Genomic DNA, 18099 nt, shown 5'->3' on the forward strand with positions numbered 1-18099 from the left:
TCAAAAGACCACATCCGCAGATTTCGCAGATTGGCTCAGATTTAATAAAGTAAGTTTGTCTTCTACTCTGTGTTATCTGTGAAATCTGTGGATAAAATTTATTCTTCATTCTCTGTGTCCTCTGTGGTTAATTATCATTTCAAGAAAATCACATACCCGATTATGCACAGCGCGCCAAGCGCCATCACAAGCCCGTAATTGGACAGCATGCCTGTCTGTATCTCCCGGAACTTTTTACTGAACGCGCCGACAAGGTTTGGCACACCGTTGACAATACCCTCTATTATCTTTACATCAAAGAAACCTAAAACAACCTTGTCCGACATTTTAAGAGTAGGCTTTACAAAAGCCTTGTCATATATTTCATCTACGTAATATTTATTGAAGAGCAGATTATATAAGGGCGTAAATTTTGAGACCGCTTCAAGCGGCAGGTCCGGTTTCTTCACATACATTATGTAAGCGGCATACCATCCCCCTGCCGCAACCAGGACAGAGGTCATCATGACCATGATCTCTTCAAGGTGCGAGCCTTCGCCGTGGGGATGCCCGAGCACCGGTCCAAGAAACTCGCCGATCTTGTCGCCGTGTTCCAAAATAAGCGGAGGGATGCCTGCATACCCGGCGAATACCGCCCCAAAAGCAAGGAACATCAAAGGAACAGTTATCACCTTTGGTGATTCATGCAGGTGGTGCTCCTGTTCATGCGTGCCCCGGAACTTTCCGTGAAATGTAAGAAATATCAGACGCCATGAATAGAAGGCGGTCATCAATGCCACGATCGTCCCTAACAGCCAGAGGACCTTTCCAAGCTCTCCGCTTGAATAGGCGCGCCACAGGATCTCGTCCTTACTGAAAAATCCGGACAATCCCGGTATACCCGTGATGCTCAATGTGGCTATAACGAATACGGCGTAAGTGACTGGCATGTACTTTTTCAGCCCGCCCATCTTCTGCATGTTCTGTTCATTACCAAGCGCGTGAATGACGCTTCCTGAACCGAGGAAGAGAAGCGCCTTGAAATACGCGTGCGTGTAGAGATGAAATATCCCGGCGGAATAAGCGCCCACGCCGAGGGCCAGGAACATATAGCCTAACTGGCTTACCGTTGAATAAGCGATGACGCGCTTTATGTCATTTTGCACAAGGCCGATAGAGGCCGCGAATATTGAAGTCACACCGCCTACTATCGCCACAGTGTTCATTGCCGTGTGTGAAAGGCTGAAGAGCGGGTTGCAGCGCGCCACTAAAAATACGCCCGCCGTGACCATTGTCGCAGCGTGTATCAACGCGGAGACAGGCGTGGGGCCTTCCATCGCGTCAGGCAGCCAGACGTGAAGCGGCATCTGCGCGGATTTTCCGACAGCGCCGCAGAAAAGCAGGAGGCATATTAATGTTATAAGATCAACGTCGCTGCCGAAGATATTTATTGTCTGCCCCGCAATGCTGCCCGCATCGCTGAAGACCTGTGTGTACTCAAGGCTCCCGTATGTAAGGAAGACGAGTATCACGCCAAGCCCGAACCCGAAGTCTCCGAACCTGTTTACGATGAACGCCTTTTTGCCCGCGTTGGCAGCGGACTTTTTCTCATACCAGAAGCCTATCAGGAAATACGAACACAGTCCGACCGCCTCCCACCCGAAATAAAGGAGCAGGAAATTGTTCGCCATAACAAGTATGAGCATGGAGAAGACGAACAGGCTCAAGTACGAGAAGAAACGGTAATATCCTTTGTCGCCGTGCATGTAGCCGATGGAATAAATAAAGATCAAAGTGCTGATCGACGTGACGACAATAAGCATTATCGCCGTCAGTTGATCGATGAGAAAGCCGATTGTCACAGTGAAAGTGCCTGATACTATCCAGTTGTAAATATTTATATTGATAACATTCCCGGAAGCCACATCCATAAAGGCACTGAGCGCGAGGATAAAGGAAGCCGCAACAGTCGGCACCGCGATCCAGTGCGCCTTGTCTTTGATGAAGTTTCTGCCAAACAGGATATTGATAATGAACGCGATCAACGGCAGTAACGGTATCAGTATATATTTCAGCATATGTCTCTTTGCCTCATTTTAATGTTCATGCTGTTTCATGTCATGTTTCACTTGTTTCAGCATCTCTTTGTTGATAGACCCTGAAACGAGTTCAGGGTGACAGTCCGCCAGTCTGTCCTCTTTGTTCTGTGTTCTGTCATTTACCCTTTCATCAAATTGATCTCATCCACCTTGATAGTGGGGTTGTTCCTGTAAAACGCGATCAGTATCGCCAGCCCGATCGCGGCCTCGGCAGCCGCGACGGTTATGATGAAAAACACGAGTATCTGCCCTCTCATGGACTGAAGATAATGACTGAACGCCACAAGGCTGATGTTCACGGAATTCAGCATCAGTTCCAGGGACAGAAATATAAGTATCAAATTACGCCTTGAAAGAAAACCGAACACGCCGATGCTGAACATCACCGCGCTAAGTAATATGTACCAGCTTAACGGGACCAATTAAAACCTCCTCATAAAAAAGGTAGTCAGTAGTCAGTAGCTGGTAGTCAGGGAAAAAACCGGCCTCCCCCTTAACTACTAACTACTGACTACTATCTACATATTATTCCAGTTTCCTCTTTGCCAAAACTACCGCGCCCACTACTGCTATCAATAAGATCAACGACGCTATCTCAAAGGGCAGCAAAAATTCAGAGTATAAGACCTTGCCGACGGTCATCATATGGCCGTCCGATCTTACCGCGTCTATACTGTATGGTCCTAACGGCGGGACCACGGTAATCTTGCCGACTATCATAATTAAGAACACCACAAGGACTACGCCGATGCCTATTCCAACAGGCCACTGCTTCTGGAACCTCTTCTCCGTCTCTTCCTTCCGCAAATTAAGCATCATGATGACAAACAGGAACAGGACAAGTATCGCTCCGGCGTATATTATTATCTGTATGGCGGCCAGAAATTCAGCGTTCAGGAAAAGGTAAAGCGCCGCGATGTGGGCAAAGAGTATAAGCATATACAAAACGCTGTGGACCGGGTTCTTCCTCGTCACCACCATGAGTGACAATCCTGTCATCATGACCGCAAAATATACAAAGAACAACTGCGGTGTGCTCATTGCCGTGTCCTCTCTTCCTCTTTAATTACCTGCTGAGCTCCGAAGTCCACTGCTTTCGGCCTCCAGAATTTCTCCAGGTACATTTTCCCCTTATCACCTGCCATGTATTTGTCCCAGTTTTCCAAGAGGCGTTCCTTTGTATAATAAAATTCCTTCCTGGTGTAGCCGGAATATTCAAAGTGGTCGGTAAGCGCGATCGCCCCGAACGGACAGGCCTCCACGCAATACGCGCAGTAAACACATCTCAGTACTTCTATCTCATATCTGTCCACAACTTTTTTGTGGTTTTCGTCTTCGCTTGTATAAATATGTATGCACTGCGAAGGGCATATTGCAGCGCAGAGGCCGCAGCCCACGCATTTCTCCTTGCCCGTCTCAGGGTCCTTCACAAGCGCGTGGAGCCCCCTTGAACCGGGGAAAGGCTCCCTCTTCTCCTTTGGATACTGCCTCGTGACCGCGGGTGTCACCATATGCTTAAAGGTGAGGGCAAGCCCCTGGAGGATCTCAATGAAAAATACTTTTTTAATGAGTTCGTTGGCTGTCATAATTCTTTTTATTGTCATGCCGAACTTGTTTCGGCATCTCTCTTTTAAGACCCTGAAACAAGTTCAGGGTGACATCATTAAATTTTGTTGCACCTTCCTATTTCCATAAAATTTTTATCAACCCCGTCACCACTACGTTCGCCAATGCCAGAGGTATAAATAACTTCCACCCGAGGCTCATTAGCTGGTCATATCTGTATCTTGGCAAGGTAGCCCTTATCCAGAAATAGATAAATATACAGCCGTAGATCTTCAGCAAAAGCCAGACGATCTTCGGGACACCGGCGAATATTCCAGAATCAGGGCCGTTCCATCCGCCCAAAAAGCAGATGGTGCCCAGCGCCGACATAATGAACATCCCCGCGTATTCAGCCATAAAGAACAGGCCGAAGCGCATCCCGCTGTATTCCGTGGCATAGCCCGCAACAAGCTCGGTCTCTGCCTCCGGCAGGTCAAAGGGCGCCCTGTTCGTCTCGGCAATTGCCGACATGACGAATATTAAACATGCAACCGGCTGTGAAAAGATAAACCAGTGCCCGCCGGACTGCGCACTGACTATATCCGAAAGGTTCGCGCTGCTCGACATCATCATGATGCCGACGAGGCTCAACCCCATAGAAATTTCGTAGCTGATGACCTGCGCCGATGAGCGCAAACCGCCAAGGAACGAATACTTTGAATTGGACGCCCATCCGGCAAGTATGACGCTGTAGGCGCCGATAGATGAAAGCGCCAGCATATATAAAATTCCGATATTAAGATTGGCAATTGAAAAATTCTTCCATAACGGTATGACCGCAAGCGAAGACACTGCGGAAATCACTCCGATGACAGGGGCTATATAGAATATCGGCTTGTCCGCGTTTGCGGGAATGATGTCTTCCTTAAAGAACAGTTTCAGAAAGTCCGCAATCGGCTGAAGCAGCCCGTGCCAGCCTACCCTCATGGGCCCGAGCCGGGCCTGCATATGGCCGATGACCTTCCTCTCGAAATACACAACATACGCCACATGAAGCAAAAGCACATTGACCGCTATAAATGTCTTCAGGAATATCCAGAACATGTCCGTCATTGTCATAGTTTTTTACCTAATTTCTGTTTTCTGTCACCCTGAACCTTGTGCTGAACTTGATTCAGTATTGTTTCAGGGTCTCATGATTAACTTCTTCTGCATAGATGCTGAAATAAATTCAGCATGACATTTTGCATCCATTATAACTTTTAAAAAAACTTTTACAATTTTTTTATCTTTACCTCGCAGCCCTCGATGCCGGGGGCCTTTGTTACTTTATCAATATTGCAGGTCATTAAACTGAAAACTCCGCCGCCCTGAAAATTGTTGCTGAAATAAACCCTGTTGTCCTTAATTGAGTCATCAATGGAAACGGCCGCCTCCCTGCTTCCTGTCTGGGTGAAGAACTGCACCCTGTCACCTTCATTCAAACCCAGCCTTTCGGCGCTCTTCGCTCCGACCTTCAGGGCCGGCTCTGGATATATTTTCAGAAGTGCCGGCGACCTTCTTGAAAGCGTGCCTGAATGATACAGCGGTTTTTCAACCGACAGGTAGAAGTCTTCTTTATATTGATTTGAGGCATAGGACGCCTCAGGCACTTCACTTGTCTCTCCTCTGAGAGGCTCTCCGAGATAAGGCCATAAAGAGTTTCCCAGGCTTATTTCACGGTATGTCAGATCGCGGTAAAGAGGAGAGACCTTTGCCATCTCATCCATGATGTCCTTTGGTTCCAAGTATTCCATTTTGTATCCCATTTTATTAGATACCTCGGAGACGATCCTCCAGTCTTCCATGCCGTGCGATACCTCCACCGCTTTTTTCTGCAACTGGATCCTGCGTTCGAGGTTTGTGTATGTGCCTGTCTTCTCCGTCCATCCCAGGGCGGGTAAAACCACATCGGCGATCTCCGCGGTCTCGGTAAGAAAGATGTCCTGCACCACAAGGAAATCGAGCGCCTTCAGGGAATCTTTTATAGAAGACCTGCCCGGAAGATTGAACACGGGATTCTCTCCCATGATATATAAGGCTTTTATTTTCTTGTCCCTCGCGCCTGCGATGATCTCAAAGAGGGTCATGCCGTCATCAGCAGGGACAGCTCCGTTCCATGCGTCTTCAAATTTTCTCTTGAAGTCATGGATACTGAGCGGCCTTCCGCCGGGGAGCATGTCGGGAACACATCCCGCGTCAATGAGTCCCTGCTCGTTGGGTTTTTCAGAGAGAAGATACAGCCTCGCCTCAAGTAAATATGTAAGTCCGGCAATGGCGAAAAGCGCCCTGTGCCCGTCTGTGCGCTGCATAATATCCATACCCAGGACAATGGATGTGGAAGGGCTGTTCAGAAGTATGTTTTTAAGTTCATCGAAGCCCTGAACGTTTTTATTCCCGGCTGACTTTTCAGAAAGCATCCTGATCCCTTTGTCTACGGCTGAGATCTCGCCGCGCACACCCTTGGCATGAGAGAGCTCAACTAAGAGGGCGTCAAGCACATCGGCTTCCTTAAACACATCTGGGACCAATTGAAGGGTCTTGAATCTCTCAAGCCCTTTTGCGTTGCCGAGTACGATAATCTTCGCGCCTCTCCTTGCAGCCTCCCTGATGGAAAGGCCGAGTATCGGATTGACAGCGGTAGGATCGCCACCGAGCACTAAGATGGTCTCTGAATTTTTCAGTCCCTCTATGATATTGGCTGTTATGCCCTGGCCTAACACGTCTTCAAAATATTTCTGCGCTGCCGCGAATCCCGTCCTTGATATCGAATCGATATTGTTTGTGCCGCAAGCCATGCGCATGAATTTCTGGAACACATAGTTGTCTTCATTTGAGCATCTCGGCGAGGCGATGCCCGCGATGGCAGTACCGCCGTCCGCTTGTTTGATCTTTGTCAGTCTGTCGGCGATAAGGGACAATGCCTCGCTCCAGGTGCTTTCCTCAAGCTTGCCGTTCTTTCTGACAAGAGGGGTCTTAAGCCTGTCAGGGCTGTTTATGTATTCGTAGCCGAACCTGCCCCTTGAGCAGAGAAGGCCCTTGTTTAATCCAAAACCGATTTTGGGTATCACGCGCTTAATGGATTCATCTCTCACCTGCACCACAAGGGAGCACCCGACGCCGCAGTATGAACAGACCGTCTCCACTTCCCTGTCCACCTGCCACGGCCTGAAGCTGTGAATGTAGAGGCGGCTGAGTATCGCGCCAACGGGACAGACCGTCAGGCAGTTGCCGCAGTATTCGCAGTTAAATGAGGCCGAAGAAAAAGGCTCCATCCTCGAATGTCCGGCCCTCCCCATAATTGAAATAGCGGAAGCGCCCTGAACGTCGCTGCACATCCTGACGCATCGTGTGCAGACAACGCACCTCTCCATGTTCCTGGCGAGTATCTGGTCCTTGTGGCTTTCCGGGACCCTCCGTTTTTCTTCCTTGAACCTGCCCACCGTAGGCCCGTATTTTTTCACGAGGTCCTGCAGCTCGCACTCTCCAGCCTTGTCGCAGTAAGGGCAGTCCAGCGGATGATTGATGAGCAGAAATTCCAGTATCCCGCGCCTCACCCTGGAGATTGTCTCGGACTCCGTCCTTACGATCATGCCGTCAGCAGCGGTCAGGGTGCACGCGGTCTGAAGCCTCGGCATCCTCTCAACCTCCACCACGCAAAGCCTGCACCCTCCGAAGGGTTTCACAGCCTCGTGGTAGCAGAGGGTGGGGATCTTTATCCCCGCCTGCTTCGCCGCTTCAAGCACGGTCACCGGTTTTTCCAGTGTGATCTCTTTGTCGTTTATGGTCAGTGTTATCATAATTAGTTTATAAATTCCATTTTGTCTGTCATTCCGGCAGTCCTTAAGCCGGAATCTATTTTTTATTCTCTGGATTCCCGCTCAACAGACTGCGGGAATGACGCAAAGAATAAATTCTAACTGACAAATTCACATTTCCCGTTTTTTATATGTTCCTCAAATTCATTCCTGAAATATTTCAACATGCCTGTAACAACTCCCGCGGCCCCGTCTCCAAGGGGACAAAAGGTCTTGCCTGACATTATCCATGTGACATCGGTCAGCAGTTCAATGTCCCCTTCCCTTCCCTGCCCGTTCTCTATACGGTGAAGAATTTTTCTGAGCCATTCTGTTCCTTCCCTGCAAGGGACGCATTTGCCGCATGATTCATGTTCAAAGAATTTCAGCGCCCTGTATGTAACCTTGACCATGCACACGGACTCATCAAGGACAATTACCGCGCCTGAGCCAAGCATACTCCCGGCCTTTTGCATCGCGACAAAGTCCATCGCGCAATCTATGTTTGCGGCGGGCAGCACCGGCGTGGAAATTCCGCCCGGTATCACGGCCTTCAATTTCTTTCCGTTCCTGATTCCCCCGGCGTGTTTGTAAATAATGTCCTTCAGGCTTGTGCCCATCGGAAGTTCGTATACCCCCGGTTTCTCAACGCAGCCGCTTACACTGTATAACTTTGGCCCCGGGCAGTCTTTGCTTCCTATCTTTGAATAGGCTTCCCCGCCTATCTCAAGAACGTATGGAAGATTGGAGAGCGTCTCAACATTATTGACGATTGTCGGCATGTTCCACGCGCCGACATTCACCGGAAACGGAGGCTTGTTCCTCGGCTGTCCTTTCCTGCCCTCGATGGATTCAATCAGCGCGGTCTCTTCTCCGCAGATATACGCGCCTGCCCCCTGGTAAACGCCAAGGTGGAACCTCTTTCCTTTACCGAGGATGTTGTCGCCTAAATAATTCTTTTCATATGCCTGCTGTATCGCTTTTTTGAGGACGTCTTTCGCGTAAGGGTACTCGCCCCTGATATATATATATCCGTATTCAGAGCCGAGCGTGTATCCTGAGATCGTCATGCCCTCTATCAGGAGGTGCGGATTTTTTTCGAGTATCGGACGGTCCTTGAATGTGCCCGGTTCGCCCTCGTCGGCATTGCATAAAAGATATTTCGGGAATTTCGGGTCCGCCATTGCGAAACTCCATTTCATGCCGGTCGGGAAACCTGCGCCGCCCCTTCCCCTGAGCCCCGCCTTCTTTACTTCTTCGAGTATGTCCTTTGGCTGCATATAAAGGGCCTTGGATAAATTCCTGTATCCGCCGACCTTGACGTATTCGTCCACGTCGGCTGAGTTGGGGTTTTCAATGTTCTTTAATAAAAATTTTTCCATTGTCCCTATTTATATTTCCCTAAGACTTCTTCTATCCTCTGTTCAGAGAGGTTGTCGTAGAAATCAGTGTCGACAAGCATCGCAGGCGCGGTGCCGCAGGCGCCTATGCATTCCATTATCACAAGTGAAAACCTGCCGTCCTGGCTTATGCCGCCCGGCTGGACACCGTATTTATTGCCGATGAAATCCACCAGTTTTTCCGCGCCCAGGACCATGCACGAAATGTTTGTGCAGAGCTGTATCACGTGGCGTCCCACCGGCTTGTTCTTGAACATCGCGTAAAAGGACGCTGTCCCTCTGACCTCAGCCTCAGGCAGGTTCAGTGCCTTTGAAACGCACAGCATGGCCTCATGGCTGAGCCATCCGAATTCCCTCTGCGCGATATAAAGCGACGGCAGGAGCGCGCTCCTCCGGTCAGGATATTTCACCCTTATATCGTTGATCTCTTTTAAAACAGTTTCGTTAAACATAGTTAAAAATGGGGTTGGGGGTTAGGGATCGGGGATTAGTTTTTTTAACTAACCCCTAATCCCCAGTCCCTGATCCCTTCCTTTACCTGTCACACTCTCCGAGCACTATATCTATGCTCCCGATATTCGCTATTATGTCCGCGATAAGCTCTCCTTCACAGAGCTTGGGCAATGCCGAAACATGCACAAAGGAAGGGGACCTTACCCTCATGCGGTATGGTTTACCCGTGCCGTCGCTTACAAAATAAAATCCGAGTTCACCCTTCGGGACTTCTGTAGCGACGTAAATCTCTCCCTCAGGCGCTGTCTGCGGCCCTTTTGTTATAAGCACAAAATGGTGAATAAGATGTTCCATGTCTGTAAGGACCTTGTCCTTCGCAGGCAAAATAAATTTCGGGGCGTCAGCCATGATAGGCCCTTCAGGCAGCATCTCTATGCACTGCCGTATGATCGAATTTGACTGGCGGAACTCGTCCATCCTTACCCGGTAACGGTCGTAGATGTCGCCGTTCTTGCCCACGGGCACTTCCCATTTCACCTTGTCATACGCCCCGTAAGGCATTACTTTTCTAATATCGTAGGGGACACCGGAACCTCTTAAAGCAGGCCCGCTCAAGCCCCAGTTAATTGCCTCCTCAGCGGAGATAACTCCGACTCCTTTTGTGCGGCGCAGCCATATGCGGTTTTTGTTAATAAGGGTCTCGTACTGGTCCACCCTCATGGGAAACTCGGCGGTAAATTTATAAAGGTCGTCAAGCCATTGGGGATCGACATCGTTCTTCAGCCCGCCGATCCTTGGATAGCTAACCGTGAGCCTCGCGCCGCAAAGCCTTTCAAACAGATCGAGTATCTTTTCTCTTTCTCTGAAACAGTAGAGGAATACCGTCATCGCGCCGATGTCAAGGGCGTGGGTGGCAAGCCACAGGAGATGGTTTGCGATACGGCTCATCTCGCCCACAATAGTCCTTATGAATTTTGTCCTCTCCGTCAGTTCAATGCCGAACAATTTTTCCACCGCCTCGCAGTAACCGATGTTGTTTGACATTGAAGATATGTAATCAAGGCGGTCGGTGAGCGGCATTATCTGGAGGTAATTTCTGTGCTCCGCGAGTTTCTCAACGCCCCTGTGAAGATACCCGACATACGGAGTGCACTTGACGATGGTCTCTCCGTCAAGGTCCAGAACAATCCTCAAAACGCCGTGAGTGGCCGGGTGTTGGGGCCCTAATTGCAGGGTCAGCTCCTTCGTAGCCAGCCGGACGCTTTCTGTGTTGTTTAAAACTTCGCTATTGTTTTTCATGGCACAGATTGAGTATCAAATTATAATTTTAAAATTAAGAAACCCGTTTAATTCAGTTTAAGAAACTGTGTATTACGAAATACTCCACTCTTTGTCATGAGTGTGCAACTCTTTCAGCTCTTCAAATCCCCTGTACTCCACGCCTTCTTTCCCCTTCAAAGGATAATCTTTCCTGAGAGGGAACCCTTCCCAGTCATCAGGCATCAGTATGCGCCGCAGATCAGGGTGCCCGTTAAAAATAATCCCGAACATGTCGCAGGCCTCTCTCTCATGCCAGTTGGCGCCGTTCCAGATCGGCACAACGCTGTCAACGGTTGGGTTGTCTTCCGGTATCAGGGCCTTCAGAATGATCCTGTGATTATGTTTTATGGAATAAAGGTTGTAAATCACTTCAAAACGAAATTTCTTGTCCGGGTAATCAACGCCGCACAGGTCAGCTAAAAAATTCATACTGACATCAGGGTCTTCATAAAGGTAGCGGCATATGTCAGTGGTCCTTTCCGACTTTACGCTTACAAAGACCTGGTCCCTGAAGCTCGTGATGTCCACGACATCAAGCGGGAATTTTTCTCTGATCTTATTTGCTATATCTAATGGTTCCATTTTATTAGCTATAAGCTGATAGCTGTAAGCTATGAGCTTTTCATCTCCACGGGCTCCATCTGAAATATTCCTTTTCCATTTTGTCCTGAAGCTTTATTAACCCCTCCATCAGGGCTTCGGGCCTTGGCGGACATCCGGGGATATAAACATCTACCGGCAGAAAGGCGTCGCATCCCTGAACGACCGAGTAGGTATTGAATATCCCGCCTGAACAAGCGCAGCTGCCCATTGCGATCACGTAGCGGGGCTCAGGCATCTGGTCGTAAACCCTTCTGACAACAGGGGCCATTTTCTTTGTTACCGTACCTGCGATAATAATAACGTCGGCCTGTCTTGGAGAGGCGCGGAACACTATCCCGAAACGGTCAAGGTCGTAATGGCTTGCGCCGGTTGCCATCATTTCAATGGCGCAGCAGGCAAGGCCGAAGGTCATGGGCCAGAGAGAGTTTTTCCTTCCCCAGTTAATGACCTTATCGAGGGAGGTAATGATGGTGTTGCCTCCCGGTATGATCTTTGTGCCTTCTTCGACTTCTATTAAATCCGTTCCCGGTATTATCATTTAATGGACCTTCGTAATTCGTGATGCGTAATGAGTAATGTGTAATGGATATTTTGTTCAAACACTTTACGCATTACGCTTAACGCTTCACGGTTTTTCATTCCCACTCGAACGCGCCCTTCTTCCAGACATATATATAGCCGACTAAGAGGATGAACATGAACAGCATCATTTCTACAAAGCCGAATATTCCGAGTTTATCATAAGCGACCGCCCACGGATACAGGAAAACCGCTTCAACGTCAAACACGACAAAGAGCATTGCTACGATGTAAAACTTAACGGAAAATTTGTATCGCGGTTCGCCGACCGGGGGGTTTCCTGATTCATAAGGGAAGAGCTTTTGCGTATATGGCCTCCTGGGCCTGACAAGGATTCCGATTACCAGGGAGCCGAGCCCGATGAATAACGCAATCAGCACAATGATTACAACCGGGAAATAATCTGATGGAATAAATGTTCCTGGCATAACGCTGTTTTTTATACAAAAAAACAGACACCCTTGTCAAATTAATCTTGTTTATCGTTCTATAACGCTTACAGGAAATGGACCGCGCGATACCTGTTAAAGCCGTCATGAGTAATGCGTTATAAGTTGTTCTTTGCACCCATTACGCGTTACGCATCACGCGTTACGATTTTTAAAGGCGCTTTATAAGAAAATGAAATCCTTTCATTTTGTCCTTTTAAAAATTTCAAAAGCATCCTATAATACTCCCCATTATGAAGACCATCTTCAATTTCAGAAACCCCGAAAAATCCATTGCGACAAAACTCGTCATTGCAATCGGCCTGCTGATCAGCATCGTAAGCTTTATTTTCTGGTATGCCATCCTGAAGAAACAGGAAGTGGACATCAGGTCCATAGCCGTAAAATACGGCGGGTCCTTCGTGAATTTTACAAAAGAGAGCATTCATCACAGCCTGCTGACATTCCAGCGCGAAGAGACACAGCGGGTGCTTGAAACTCTCGCCACACCTGAGGGCGTCAGGAGAGTAAGAATCTATAATCATCAAGGCACCATACTCTTCTGCTCGCACAAACAAAGCGTAGGGCAGATCATCGATAAGAACTCTGTCGCTTGCAAGGGCTGCCATGTTGAACCCGCTAAGTCTCCGGCGCTCCTGCAGACGCCTCAGGTATGGTCTGTTTACAAGGACAAAGGCGCCACTCACCTTAAAATTGTCGGGCCGATACCGAATGAACCGGGCTGTTCTACTGCAAGTTGTCACGCGCATCCCGAAGGGCAGAAGATCCTCGGATTTGTCGAGGCGGACCTGTCCCTGGCATTTCTTGACGAGGCGCTTTTCAAGCAGGGTCTTGCCCTTACAGCCTACGTTGTAATATTCGTTATTGCCGTGTCGGTGTTCCTCGGAATAATTATCTACAAGATCGTTTCCAAGCCTGTCAGAGACTTAGTCAGCGGCATGGAGGAGGTCGCTGGCGGCAATCTCAATTACTCCGTCTCAATAAAATCCGCGGACGAGATGGGTGTGCTGGCCCAGACATTTAACTCTATGATCAAAGACCTGAAGGCGGCACGCGACCAGAGTGAGAAATTTACCCAGACACTTGAAGCGGAGGTAGCAAAGAAGACGGAGGAGATCCAAAAGACCCACACGAACCTCATGCAGACTGAAAAACTCGCCTCTCTCGGCAGGATGGCCGCAGGCGTGGCCCATGAAATCAACAACCCGCTGACAGGCGTTGTAACTTTTGCATATCTTTTAAAGAAGCGTTTTCCGGCAAACAGCTCTGAGTCGGAAGACCTGAATGTCATCATCGAACAGGCGGAGAGGTGTTCAAAGATAATAAAAAACCTTCTGACCTTTGCGCGCGCCACGCCCTCTGAAAAAGGGAAGGTCAGCATAAACGACATATTGAGCCGGACCATATTCATGGTGCAGAACCAGGAGAAGTTCCATCACATCAAGTTCAATATTAACCTGGAGACTTTCCAGTTTATAATTGTCGGCGACCCGTCGCAATTCCAGCAGATATTCCTGAATATGTTCATCAACGCGGCTGACGCCATGAACGGCAGGGGCAATATATTTGTTGCAACCCGCAGGATGACTGAAAACAATAAAGCCTATGTGGAGATAGAATTTACTGACGAGGGGAGCGGTATAAAAGAAGAGGACATGCCGAAGCTCTTTGAACCGTTCTTTACAACGAAGCCTGTTGGGAAAGGCACGGGGCTTGGACTTTCCGTCAGCCACGGTATCGTTAAACATTTGGGCGGCTATATCAAGGTGCAAAGCGCCGTTGGCAAAGGTACAAGCTTTTTTGTTAGACTACCTTTAGCGGAAGAGGGAAAATGAAAAAAATACTGGTAATTGACGACGAAGCGATTGTAAGGACAAGCTGCGAAAGGGCCCTTGGACCGGAAGGCTATGAAGTGAAAACAGTGGCCAGCGGCAGGGAGGGAGTTGAGCTCCTCAGGAAAGAGACTTTCGGACTGGTCCTGCTTGACCTGAAGATGCCTGACATGGACGGCATCGAGGTTTTAAACCTGATCAACACAAACTGGCCGAATACCAAGGTCGTTATGGTCACTGGTTACAGCACCGTCGAGACTGCTGTGCAGGCCCTCAGACTTGGCGCGTATAATTTTATTGAAAAACCATTTACCCCCGACACGCTGGTTGCTGCTGTCAAAGAGGTTTTTGAAAATTCAGGGGACATTAAAAAGGATTAATGAGGAAGGCATCTTTTTCATCCTTCCGCCTTCATCCTTAATTGAAAAAAAATGACTCTCAAAGAGATAGCAGAGATCCTTGACGCAACAATTATTTCAGATTCAGATGATTTAAACGTTCAGATTGTAAACGCATGCAGCGCCGACATGATGAGCGCCGTGCTGTATTACCACACCCCGAATTCCCTGCTCATAACCGGCCTTACCCAGCCGCATGTTATCAGGACCGCTGAGATCGCCGGCATAAAGACAATAGTGTTCGTCCTGAACAAAAAGCCTGACGCGTTAACTATCGAGCTGGCCAGGCAAAAGAAGATCCCGCTCCTCAGCACGCCGTGCTGCATGTACACCGCATCAGGAAGACTGTTCAGCGCGGGCCTGCCGGGCTGTCTGACCAAATAAGATGGCTTTAAATATAACTGGAAATATAGACGGTATTTTTCAATTGATCGGCGGGAATTTTTCAACCGCCGGTGAGGCCTCCACCCAGTTGAAACATAAACTCGCTGAGATCGGTGTCGATGAGGAAATTATCAGGCGCGCGACCATAGCGACCTTTGAGGCTGAGATGAACGTGATAATATACGCGGCCGCGGGCTGGCTTCATTACTACATCACCCCTGAAAGCATAAAAATAAGAATAGAAGACATGGGTCCCGGAATCGAGAACATTGAACTGGCAATGCAGGAAGGCTATTCCACGGCGCCTGAATGGGTCAGGGAAATGGGCTGGGGCGCGGGCATGGGGCTGCCGAACATGAAAAAAAATTCCGATACATTCACAGTCGACTCGGTTGTCGGCGAAGGCACAACAGTGGAGATGGTCATAAATTTTCCTTAACCTTTTAGATAACAGATAACCACAGAGGACACGGAGATAAAAATAAAACAATCCACAGATCTCTCAGATTGCACAGAGTTAGAAAAAACTCCTATTGAAAATCTGTGCAATCTGCGAAATCTGTGGACAATAAAATTCCTCTGTGACCTCTGTGGTTAATAGTTAAAAGGAGAACCGATATGAAAGTCAAAGACCTTGTTGATCAATTGTCTCTGGATGTCAGATCATTTAATGACGGCCTTGGAAATGACATAACCGGGGCATATGTCAGCGACCTGCTTTCCGATGTGATGGGAAACAGCAAAAAGGGGAATGTCTGGATAACCCTTCAGACCCATCTGAATATTGTTGCTGTTGCAAGCATGAAAGACCTCTCCGCTATTATAATCGTCGGAGGCAGGCAGGCGCAGGAAGAGACCATTAAAAAAGCTGAACAGGAAAAGGTCACAATACTGACGACCGCGTTGCCTTCATTCGAGGCGTCAGGCAAAATTTATCAGATTCTTAAATAACATTTGCCACGAATCACACGAATAATCACGAAATATCAGGCCGCAGATTTTCGCTGATATACGCGGATAAGCTTATTTTCTTAAATCATGATAATTGCTTCTGGTCTTATTTTTTATTTTCATTCGTGTTTATTCGTGTGATTCGTGGCTAAAAAGTCTTTTTTACAGTGGCAAATTAATTAAAAACCGGCTGCCCTTTCCAAATGCGCTTTCCACTTTAATGTTCCCGCCGTGCGCTTCTACAATTATCTTTGATATGCTCAAGCCAAGGCCGGTGCCGTCTTCGCTTCTTGAAGTGTCCGCCCTGTAAAACCGTTCAAATATCTTTTCCAGATCGTCCTGCCCGATGCCGGGGCCTGTGTCTAAGACTGAGATCACTGCGGTATTGTTATTTCTTGCCGTGGTAATTTCCACTGCTCCGTTTTCCTTATTGTAGTTCACGGCGTTTTCAATTATGTTCAGAAATACCTCGGTGAGCCTGTCTTTATTTCCCGTTATATTAATGTCATCTTTAAGGACCGTATTTATTGTTACGGATTTCTTTTCTGTCAGCGGCACTGCCATCTGCGCCGCTTCCCGGATGCATTCATTTAAAGATACGATCTTAAAACCATCCGGAGACAGCATCCCCGAATCAAGGCGCGCCAGGGAAAGCAGGTCTTTTATAAGCCTGCCCATGTTCTCAGAGACGGTCCTGATCGTACTCAACGCTTCAACGTATTCATCCTTTGTCCTGTCCTTTTGAAGCAGGACGTCGCAGTGGGTCTTTATCACAGTAACAGGTGTCTTAAGCTCATGGGACGCATCAGCGACAAGACGCCGCTCCGTCTCAAACGCCTTCTGGAGCCGGTCCAGCATCGCATTGAAAGAATCCGCGAGCACGGACAGCTCATTGGTCACTGCCTCAACGTCTATCCTCTTGCTGAGGGTTTTATGGGTGATGTTTTCGATATCGGAAGAAAATATTTTTAAAGGATCCAAAGAATGATTTGCCGCCCACAGCCCTGCAAAACTGATTATAAGGATACCCACGGAAGCCGCGATCAGCAAAAAACGTTTAAACATATTGATCATCTCAAGGCTGTCAGCGATGCTTTCGGCGGCAAATACGCTGACGGGAATGCCGAGGAAGTCAAGGTCATGCTGTTTTATCCGCACCGGTTCGTTGTCTGGCCCGACGGATGTATAGACCCTTTCACTGAGCGCTTCATCGTAATATTCAAGTTTGGCTGATGTTAAATTAATATCCTCATCGGCAAGTGAAGGTGATGCCGCAAGCAGCCTTCCGTTCATCAGCACCTGGTAGTAATGTCCCGAGCGCGGGATGGAATACGCCCCTGCGATGATCTCGGAGAGTTCAAGCTCTATCCTGCCGTCTTCTTCGTGAAGTAAACCCGTAATGACCTGAAGCTGCGAATGGAGCGCCCGGTCAACAGAGGCAAAGATGATCCGCTCTACCTCATGATAGAGGAACAGACTGACGGTAATAAGCAGAATGGACGTCAAACTGAGGAACCAGAAGAATAACCTGCCCTTGATGGATTTGGGGAATATCTTCACTTACTCCTTTTCCAGGACATAGCCTGCGCCTCTTACCGTTCGAATAAGCTGTTTGCCGCGTCCCTTGTCAATCTTGTTTCTCAGATAGTTGATATAGACGTCTATCACGTTGCTGTCAAGATCAAACTCCGAATCATAAATATGCTCGGTAAGTTCGGTCCTGCTTATTACCTTGCCGGTGTTGAGCGCGAGATATTCAAGCAGTTTATATTCGGTTGAAGAAAGTTTGATCTCCCTGTTGCCTCTCTTTACGGTCATGGAGTTCATGTCTATTTCGAGGTCGCCTATACCGATGGTTGACGAGGGTTTGCTCCTGCTTCTTCTTATAACGGCCTTCAGTCTTGCAAGCAGCTCTGAAAAATCAAACGGCTTTGCAATGTAGTCGTCCGCCCCGGTATTCAACCCCTTTATCCTGTCATCAACTTCCCCTCTCGCCGTTATCATAAGGACCGGCACGGCTACTTGTTTTGCCCTGATCTTTTTCAGGACTGTAAGCCCGTCCATTTTGGGAAGCATGATATCAAGAAGGATAGCGTCGTAAGAATATGTCTCTGCCATGAAAAGCCCTTCCTCGCCGTCAAAACATAATTCCACAACAAAGCCGTTTTCTTCAAGGCCCTTCTTCAGTATCCCCGCTAATTTCTTCTCATCTTCTACTATAAGTAAACGCATAGGATTTGGAACAAAGTCTGCACAGGCAGTCAGGCATTT

General features: G+C 48.3%; 19 protein-coding genes. 5 read left to right on the plus strand and 14 right to left on the minus strand.

The features are described 5' to 3' along the window. Positions 1 to 134: 134 nt before the first annotated feature. The 12 genes from nuoL to ndhC all read right to left on the minus strand — a co-directional run bounded on the left by nuoL (position 135) and on the right by ndhC (position 12227). The gene (nuoL, locus tag HZB61_09325) at positions 135 to 2057 is read right to left on the minus strand and encodes an NADH-quinone oxidoreductase subunit L (protein ID MBI5056800.1); all 1923 of its coding nucleotides are present in this window, start codon (positions 2055 to 2057) and stop codon (positions 135 to 137) included. 140 nt (positions 2058 to 2197) lie between these two features. Continuing rightward, the gene (nuoK, locus tag HZB61_09330) at positions 2198 to 2500 is read right to left on the minus strand and encodes an NADH-quinone oxidoreductase subunit NuoK (GenBank protein ID MBI5056801.1); all 303 of its coding nucleotides are present in this window, start codon (positions 2498 to 2500) and stop codon (positions 2198 to 2200) included. 103 nt (positions 2501 to 2603) lie between these two features. Beyond that, positions 2604 to 3119, minus strand: coding sequence for an NADH-quinone oxidoreductase subunit J (locus tag HZB61_09335; protein MBI5056802.1), 516 nt, complete (start codon positions 3117 to 3119; stop codon positions 2604 to 2606). After that, a complete protein-coding gene (locus tag HZB61_09340) occupies positions 3116 to 3664 on the minus strand; it encodes an NADH-quinone oxidoreductase subunit I (protein ID MBI5056803.1) in 549 nt (182 codons plus the stop codon). The genes HZB61_09335 and HZB61_09340 overlap by 4 nt, the downstream gene beginning before the upstream one ends. A 97-nt stretch (positions 3665 to 3761) precedes the next feature. Further along, a complete protein-coding gene (gene nuoH, locus HZB61_09345) occupies positions 3762 to 4727 on the minus strand; it encodes an NADH-quinone oxidoreductase subunit NuoH (protein MBI5056804.1) in 966 nt (321 codons plus the stop codon). A 170-nt stretch (positions 4728 to 4897) separates the two neighbouring features. After that, complete coding sequence (gene nuoG, locus HZB61_09350; GenBank protein ID MBI5056805.1) at positions 4898 to 7462, minus strand: NADH-quinone oxidoreductase subunit NuoG; 2565 nt, start codon at positions 7460 to 7462, stop codon at positions 4898 to 4900. A 116-nt stretch (positions 7463 to 7578) separates the two neighbouring features. Continuing rightward, positions 7579 to 8841, minus strand: coding sequence for an NADH-quinone oxidoreductase subunit NuoF (nuoF, locus tag HZB61_09355; protein ID MBI5056806.1), 1263 nt, complete (start codon positions 8839 to 8841; stop codon positions 7579 to 7581). A gap of 5 nt (positions 8842 to 8846) precedes the next feature. After that, the gene (locus HZB61_09360; protein ID MBI5056807.1) at positions 8847 to 9311 is read right to left on the minus strand and encodes an NAD(P)H-dependent oxidoreductase subunit E; all 465 of its coding nucleotides are present in this window, start codon (positions 9309 to 9311) and stop codon (positions 8847 to 8849) included. A gap of 82 nt (positions 9312 to 9393) precedes the next feature. Then, on the minus strand, positions 9394 to 10611 hold the full coding sequence (locus HZB61_09365; protein ID MBI5056808.1) for an NADH-quinone oxidoreductase subunit D: 1218 nt from the start codon (positions 10609 to 10611) through the stop codon (positions 9394 to 9396). 72 nt (positions 10612 to 10683) lie between these two features. Next, positions 10684 to 11214 carry an NADH-quinone oxidoreductase subunit C gene (locus HZB61_09370; protein MBI5056809.1) on the minus strand — a complete coding sequence of 177 codons (531 nt, stop codon included), beginning with the start codon at positions 11212 to 11214 and terminating at the stop codon, positions 10684 to 10686. A gap of 40 nt (positions 11215 to 11254) precedes the next feature. Next, positions 11255 to 11773: an NADH-quinone oxidoreductase subunit B gene (locus HZB61_09375; GenBank protein ID MBI5056810.1), complete on the minus strand. Its 519-nt coding sequence runs from the start codon at positions 11771 to 11773 to the stop codon at positions 11255 to 11257. A 97-nt stretch (positions 11774 to 11870) separates the two neighbouring features. Beyond that, positions 11871 to 12227 (minus strand): NADH-quinone oxidoreductase subunit A, encoded by a 357-nt coding sequence (ndhC, locus tag HZB61_09380; protein MBI5056811.1) that lies wholly within the window; start codon positions 12225 to 12227, stop codon positions 11871 to 11873. A 269-nt stretch (positions 12228 to 12496) separates the two neighbouring features. Here ndhC and HZB61_09385 point away from each other — a divergent pair, with 269 nt between their 5' ends. The 5 genes from HZB61_09385 to HZB61_09405 all read left to right on the plus strand — a co-directional run bounded on the left by HZB61_09385 (position 12497) and on the right by HZB61_09405 (position 15828). After that, the gene (locus tag HZB61_09385) at positions 12497 to 14098 is read left to right on the plus strand and encodes a HAMP domain-containing protein (GenBank protein ID MBI5056812.1); all 1602 of its coding nucleotides are present in this window, start codon (positions 12497 to 12499) and stop codon (positions 14096 to 14098) included. Further along, positions 14095 to 14475 (plus strand): sigma-54-dependent Fis family transcriptional regulator, encoded by a 381-nt coding sequence (locus HZB61_09390; protein MBI5056813.1) that lies wholly within the window; start codon positions 14095 to 14097, stop codon positions 14473 to 14475. Before HZB61_09385 ends, HZB61_09390 begins: the two co-directional genes overlap by 4 nt. A gap of 51 nt (positions 14476 to 14526) precedes the next feature. Further along, complete coding sequence (locus HZB61_09395; protein MBI5056814.1) at positions 14527 to 14877, plus strand: hypothetical protein; 351 nt, start codon at positions 14527 to 14529, stop codon at positions 14875 to 14877. A 1-nt stretch (position 14878) separates the two neighbouring features. Next, positions 14879 to 15316, plus strand: coding sequence for an ATP-binding protein (locus tag HZB61_09400; GenBank protein ID MBI5056815.1), 438 nt, complete (start codon positions 14879 to 14881; stop codon positions 15314 to 15316). 179 nt (positions 15317 to 15495) lie between these two features. Next, a complete protein-coding gene (locus HZB61_09405; protein MBI5056816.1) occupies positions 15496 to 15828 on the plus strand; it encodes a serine kinase in 333 nt (110 codons plus the stop codon). Positions 15829 to 15990: 162 nt separating this feature from the next. Here the strand turns inward: HZB61_09405 and HZB61_09410 are convergent, their stop codons facing one another. Then, positions 15991 to 17388: a sensor histidine kinase N-terminal domain-containing protein gene (locus HZB61_09410; protein MBI5056817.1), complete on the minus strand. Its 1398-nt coding sequence runs from the start codon at positions 17386 to 17388 to the stop codon at positions 15991 to 15993. Continuing rightward, a complete protein-coding gene (locus HZB61_09415) occupies positions 17389 to 18060 on the minus strand; it encodes a response regulator transcription factor (GenBank protein MBI5056818.1) in 672 nt (223 codons plus the stop codon). Between the last annotated feature and the right edge of the window lie 39 nt (positions 18061 to 18099).

It is taken from the genome of Nitrospirota bacterium, from assembly GCA_016214845.1.
Taxonomy (GTDB): Bacteria; Nitrospirota; Thermodesulfovibrionia; order UBA6902; family UBA6902; genus SURF-23.

Bases quoted from the DNA above. Each gene is read 5' to 3' on its own strand.
- nuoF (MBI5056806.1), bottom strand. From the start codon at position 8,841: ATGGAAAAATTTTTATTAAAGAACATTGAAAACCCCAACTCAGCCGAC.
- HZB61_09415 (MBI5056818.1), bottom strand. From the start codon at position 18,060: ATGCGTTTACTTATAGTAGAAGATGAGAAGAAATTAGCGGGGATACTG.
- HZB61_09400 (MBI5056815.1), top strand. From the start codon at position 14,879: ATGGCTTTAAATATAACTGGAAATATAGACGGTATTTTTCAATTGATC.
- HZB61_09335 (MBI5056802.1), bottom strand. From the start codon at position 3,119: ATGAGCACACCGCAGTTGTTCTTTGTATATTTTGCGGTCATGATGACA.
- HZB61_09340 (MBI5056803.1), bottom strand. From the start codon at position 3,664: ATGACAGCCAACGAACTCATTAAAAAAGTATTTTTCATTGAGATCCTC.
- HZB61_09405 (MBI5056816.1), top strand. From the start codon at position 15,496: ATGAAAGTCAAAGACCTTGTTGATCAATTGTCTCTGGATGTCAGATCA.
- nuoL (MBI5056800.1), bottom strand. From the start codon at position 2,057: ATGCTGAAATATATACTGATACCGTTACTGCCGTTGATCGCGTTCATT.
- HZB61_09390 (MBI5056813.1), top strand. From the start codon at position 14,095: ATGAAAAAAATACTGGTAATTGACGACGAAGCGATTGTAAGGACAAGC.
- nuoG (MBI5056805.1), bottom strand. From the start codon at position 7,462: ATGATAACACTGACCATAAACGACAAAGAGATCACACTGGAAAAACCG.
- HZB61_09360 (MBI5056807.1), bottom strand. From the start codon at position 9,311: ATGTTTAACGAAACTGTTTTAAAAGAGATCAACGATATAAGGGTGAAA.
- HZB61_09370 (MBI5056809.1), bottom strand. From the start codon at position 11,214: ATGGAACCATTAGATATAGCAAATAAGATCAGAGAAAAATTCCCGCTT.
- HZB61_09385 (MBI5056812.1), top strand. From the start codon at position 12,497: ATGAAGACCATCTTCAATTTCAGAAACCCCGAAAAATCCATTGCGACA.
- HZB61_09365 (MBI5056808.1), bottom strand. From the start codon at position 10,611: ATGAAAAACAATAGCGAAGTTTTAAACAACACAGAAAGCGTCCGGCTG.
- nuoH (MBI5056804.1), bottom strand. From the start codon at position 4,727: ATGTTCTGGATATTCCTGAAGACATTTATAGCGGTCAATGTGCTTTTG.
- HZB61_09375 (MBI5056810.1), bottom strand. From the start codon at position 11,773: ATGATAATACCGGGAACGGATTTAATAGAAGTCGAAGAAGGCACAAAG.
- HZB61_09395 (MBI5056814.1), top strand. From the start codon at position 14,527: ATGACTCTCAAAGAGATAGCAGAGATCCTTGACGCAACAATTATTTCA.